Origin of the sequence: Nocardiopsis suaedae (genome assembly GCF_027706745.1) — a bacterium.
GTDB lineage: Bacteria > Actinomycetota > Actinomycetes > Streptosporangiales > Streptosporangiaceae > Nocardiopsis_A > Nocardiopsis_A suaedae.
Genome location: NZ_JAQFWP010000124.1, coordinates 1 through 5,306, shown reverse-complemented (window position 1 = coordinate 5,306; position 5,306 = coordinate 1). Strand labels below are relative to the sequence as shown.

General features: G+C 75.8%; 1 protein-coding gene. It reads right to left on the bottom strand.

What is annotated here, in order from left to right; translation table 11 throughout:
• On the bottom strand, positions 1-5,306 hold a 5,306-nt coding region (locus O4U47_RS30985; RefSeq protein WP_270681557.1), incomplete at both ends, for a non-ribosomal peptide synthetase.

The window sequence follows — 5,306 nt, the reverse complement described above, 5'->3', positions numbered from 1 at the left end:
TCCACCGCCCCCTCCGACACCAACCCCGCCAACGTCCGATTCCGCACCGGGCGGGAGGTGCGCGCCCCGGCCCCCTCCAGCTCCTTGCGCTCGCCGGGCGTGAGCACGTCGAGCGCGGACACCGGCCGCTCCGGCTCGGCGACCGCCCCGGCCAGCACCCGCGCCAGCCGTTCGGCGAGCCCTTCGGCGGTCTCCCGGTCGAACAGGTCCGCCGCATACCGCACCGACGCCGTGCAGCCCTCGTCCCCCGGCGTCTCGACGAACTCGAACTCCAGGTCGAAGCGCGCGCTGTGCAGCGCGCCGTCGTCCACGTCGGTCTCCAGCCCCAGGACCCGGCGCGAGCGCTCGGGCCGGGTCTGGTGCGAGACCATCACCTGGAACAGCGGGTTGCGCCCGGCGACGCGCGCTGGGCCCACCGCGTCGACCACACGGTCGAACGGAAGGTCGGCGTTGTCGAACGCGGCCAGGTCCGCGGCGCGCACGCGGTCGAGGACCTCGCCGAACGACGGCCGCCCCGACAGGTCGGCGCGCAGCACCAGCGTGTTGAGGAACATCCCGACCGCGTCGTGCAGCGCCTCGTCGGAACGCCCGGTGACCGGCGCCCCCAGGGGGACGTCGTCACCCGCGCCCATCCGGTGCAGCAGCACGGCCACCGCCGCCTGGAGCACCATGAACCGGGTGGCGCCGTGTCCACGCCCCACCTTCTCGGCGGCGCTCATCAGGTCGGCGGGCAGGGCCACTCTGGCGGTCCCGCCCTCGGCGCCCCGGTGCCGCGGCCGCGGCCGGTCGGAGGGCAGGGCGATCTCGTCGGGAAGCCTGTCCAGGGCCCGGCGCCAGAACTCCCGCTGCCGCGCGGCCCTGCTGTCCGGGTCGTCCTGAGAGCCGAGCAGCTCCCGCTGCCAGACGGCATAGTCGGCGTAGCGGAGCGGCAGCGGCCCCCAGCCGGGCGCCTCGCCCCGGGTGCGCGCCCGGTAGGCGGCCTGCAGGTCCCACAGGAACGGCTCCTGCGACCACTCGTCCACGACGATGTGGTGGAAGAGGAACAACAGAGTGTAGGCCCGGTCACCGGTGCGCAGCACGGTCACCCGGAAGGCCGGTTCGCGCTCCAGGTCGAAGGGGCGACGCGCGGCCCGGGCGAGGAGGTCCTCGGCGGCCGCGCCGCCCATGGCGCGGGCGTCGACCACCTCCACCGGGTCGGGCGCCTCCTCCGGGGTGAGGACCCGCTGCACGGGCTCCCCTCCGGACGCGCCGCCGGAGGCGGGGAAGACGGTGCGCAGGGCCTCGTGGAGGGCGGCGACGTCGCGCACGGCCCGCCCCAGGGCGCGGGTGTCCAGGTCGCCACGGCCGCGCAGCACCCACGGCACGTTGTAGGCGGCCTCGGCCCCCGCGACCCGGGCGGCGGCCCACATGCCGCGCTGCCCGCCGGTGAGCGGGATTGGGCCGCCGTAGGCGTCGGCGGCGCCGGGGCGCAGCGGGGGGCGGTCCTCGGTGGAGGTGCCGAGCCGGGCGGCCAGGGCGGCGGGGGTGGGCGCCTCGAACACATCGGTGACGCGGACGTCCGCGCCGAAGCGGCCGCGCAGCAGGTTGGCGGCGCGGGCGGCGGCCAGGGAGTTGCCGCCCAGGGCGAAGAAGTCGTCGTCGGCGTGCTCGACGGGGACGCCGACGGCGTCGGCGAAGACGTCGGCGACGGTGCGCTCGGCGCCTCCGGCCGGAGGGCGGCCGCCGGTGCGGCCGGTGTGCGCGGCGGCGGGCGGGTCGGGCAGGGCCTTGCGGTCGAGCTTGCCGCTGGGGGTGAGGGGCGGTTCGGGCAGGAGGACGAGGACCTCGGGGACCATGGCCGCGGGGAGGAGGGTGGTCAGGCGGGTGCGCAGATCGTCGAGGCCGGGGCCGTCACCGGCAGGCACCACGTGGCCGATGACGCGGGCCTCGCCTCCCGGCCCCGGTCGGGCGGTGGCGACGGCGTCCGCGACGCCGGGCAGCGAGCGCAGCGCGGTCTCCACGTCGCCGAGTTCGATGCGCTGCCCTCGGATCTTGACCTGGAAGTCGGTGCGCCCGAGGAACTCGATGCCGCCGTCGCGGCGCCGCACCAGGTCGCCGGTGCGGTACATGCGCTCACCCGGCGCGCCGAAGGGGCAGGCCACGAACCGGTCCGCCGACAGGTCCGGCCGACCGGCGTACCCGCGCGCCAACTGCGCCCCCGCCAGGTACAGCTCACCCGGAACACCGTCCGGAACAGGGTTCAGCGACACGTCCAGAACGTGGACACGGGTGTTCCACACCGGATGGCCGATCGGGACCGACCCGGCCCCCTCAGGCGTCCAAGCGGCGTCGAAAGCGGTGACATCGACGGCCGCCTCGGTCGGCCCGTACAGGTTGAACAGCTCCACACCAGGAAGCACCGCCCGGAACCGGCGCGCCGTGTCCGCGCCCAACGCCTCCCCGGAGGCGAACACGGTTCGCAAGGGGAGGTCGGTGCGACCGTCACCGCTTTCGGCGGCCGATTCCCATTCGTCGAGGAAGATGCGCAGCATGGAGGGGACGAAGTGGCAGACCGTCACCCCCCGGGACCGGACCAGCCCCGCCAGGTAAGCCGGGTCCCGGTGACCACCGGGCTCGGCCACCACCAACGGCACACCCACCGCCAACGGCCAGAAGAACTCCCACACCGACACATCGAACGACGCCGGAGTCTTCTGCAACACACGGTCCCCATGGGAAAGGGGGTAAGCCCCCTGCATCCACTCCAACCGGTTCACGATCGCCCCGTGCGGCACCGCCACACCCTTCGGACGCCCCGTCGACCCCGACGTGAAGATCACATACGCCGGGTGTCGGGGGTCGAGACGGCCGCGCCGGTCACCGTCGGTCAGCGGGGCGGCGGAGCGCACTTCCAGGCGGCCCTGGACACGGGCATCGTCGAGGTCGAGCACGTCGGGCAGGTCGGCGGGCAGAAGGTCAGGGCCGGGCAGGGCGCCCCTGGTCGCGGCATCGGTGACGACGGCCGCGGGCCGGGCGTCGTCGAGCATGGCGGCCAGGCGCTCGGCAGGAAGCTCCGGATCCAACGGCAGATACGCCGCACCCGCACGCACCACCGCGTGCAGCGCCACCACCAGATCCACCGAACGCGGCAACGCCACCGCCACCACCGACTCCGGCCCGGCACCACGCGCCACCAGCTCACGGGCAAGCCGGTTCACCCGCGCATCGAACACACCACGCGACACCCGGGTGCCGTCAGGCGCGACCACCGCCGTCGCCGACGGATCCACCGCCCCCTCCGACACCAACCCCGCCAACGTCCGATTCCGCACCGGGCGGGTCATGGCCGACCGGGCCGACTCCAGCGCCCGGCGCTCGCGCGGCAGCAGCACCTCGGCCGCCGACACAGGGCGGCGCGGGTCGGCCAGGAGCGCGCCGAGCAGCCGGGTGAAGCGTTCGGCCAGGTCCTCGATGGTGGGACGGTCGAACAGGGCGGAGGCGTAGCGGACGACGGCGTCCAGCCCGTCGCGGCCCGGGCGCTCGATGAACGCGAACTCCAGGTCGAACTTGGCGCTGTCGATCACCTGGTCGTCCAGGCGCGTGCGCAGACCGAACAGGCCCTCGGCGCCGTCGGGGCGGGTCTGCTGGGAGACCATCACCTGGAACAGCGGGTTGCGGCCCGGCGCCCGGGCCGGGTCGACGGCGTCCACGACGTCCTCGAAGGGGAGGTCGGCGTTGCCGTGGGCGGCCAGGTCGGCGGCGCGCACCCGCTCCAGGAGCGCGGCGAAGCCGGGATCGCCCGACAGGTCGGTGCGCAGCACCAGCGTGTTGAGGAACATCCCGACCGCGTCGTGCAGCGCCTCGTCGGAACGCCCGGTGACCGGCGTGCCCAGGGGGATGTCGTCGCCCCCGCCCATCCGGTGCAGGAGCACCGCCAGGGTCGAGCGCAGCACCATGAAGCGGGTGGCGCCCGACGCGGTGGCGAGGGCGTCGGCGGCGCGGCGCAGTTCGGCGGAGACGGCGAACCGCACAACTCCCCCGGTGGCCGACGGGGCCGCGGGCCGGGGCCGGTCGGCGGGCAGCGGCAGCTCCGCCGGAAGCCCGTCCAGGGCCCGGCGCCAGAACTCCCGCTGCCGCACGGCCCTGCTGTCCGGGTCGTCCTGGGAGCCGAGCAGCTCCCGCTGCCAGACGGCGTAGTCGGTGTACTGGACGGGAAGCGGCGCCCAACCGGGGGCGGCTCCGGCGGCGCGGGCCCGGTAGGCGGTGTCGAGGTCGCGGAGGAAGGGCTCCTGCGACCACTCGTCCACGGCGGCGTGGTGGAAGACGGCGAGCAGCAGGTGCTCATCGTCCCCGGTTCGCAAGAGGGTGAAGCGCGAAGGCAGGTCGGCGGCCAGGTCGAACGGTGCGCGGGCGGCCCGGTCGGCGCGCGCGGGCACCTCTTCGGCGGGGGCGGCGTCGACGGTCAGGACGCTCTCGGGCAGGTCCTCGGGGGCGAGGACGCGCTGGACCGGCTCGGTTCCGGCCGGTCCGGGCACCAGGCGGGTGCGCAGGACGGCGTGGCGGACGAGGACGTCGCGCAGGGCGGCGTTCACGGCGCCGGCGTCCAGGCGCCCCTTGATGCGCAAAGCCCACGGCACGTTGTAGGCGTCGGAGCCGGGGCCCATACCGTCGAGCAGCCACAGCCGGACCTGTTCGGCCGAGGCGGGGGCCTCGGCGGGCGCGGGGCCGGTGCGCGCGGTCAGCGCGGGGCGGGGGCGGCGGCCGGGCTCGCCCCGCTCCTCGATGCGGGCGGCCAGGCGGGCCGGGGTGGGGGCGTCGAAGACGTCGCGGACGGTGATGTCCGCGCCGAGGGCGGCGCGCACCCGGTTGGCCGCGCGGGCGGCGGAGAGGGAGTGGCCGCCGAGGGCGAAGAAGTCGTCGTGCACGCCGACCGCGGGCAGGCCGAGGACGTCGGCGGCGACGGCGCACAGGTCGCGTTCGAGGCCGGTGCGGGGTTCGCGGTCGGCGGCGGGCCCGGACCCGGCGGCGTCGGGGGCGGGCAGGGCCTTGCGGTCGATCTTGCCGTTCTCGGTGAGCGGGAGCGCGTCGAGGGCCGTGAACACCGACGGGACCATGTAGTCCGGCAGACGCTCGGCCATGGCCGCCCGCAGGGCGGACGGTCCGGGCGGCGCGCCCGGCCCGGGAACGGTGTAGGCGGCCAGGTAGGCCTGGCCGGAGGTGTCCTCGCGGACGGCGACGGCGCCCTGGGCGACGCCCGGCAGCCGGGTCAGTTCGGCCTCGACCTCGCCGAGTTCGATGCGGAAGCCGCGCACCTTGACCTGCTGGTC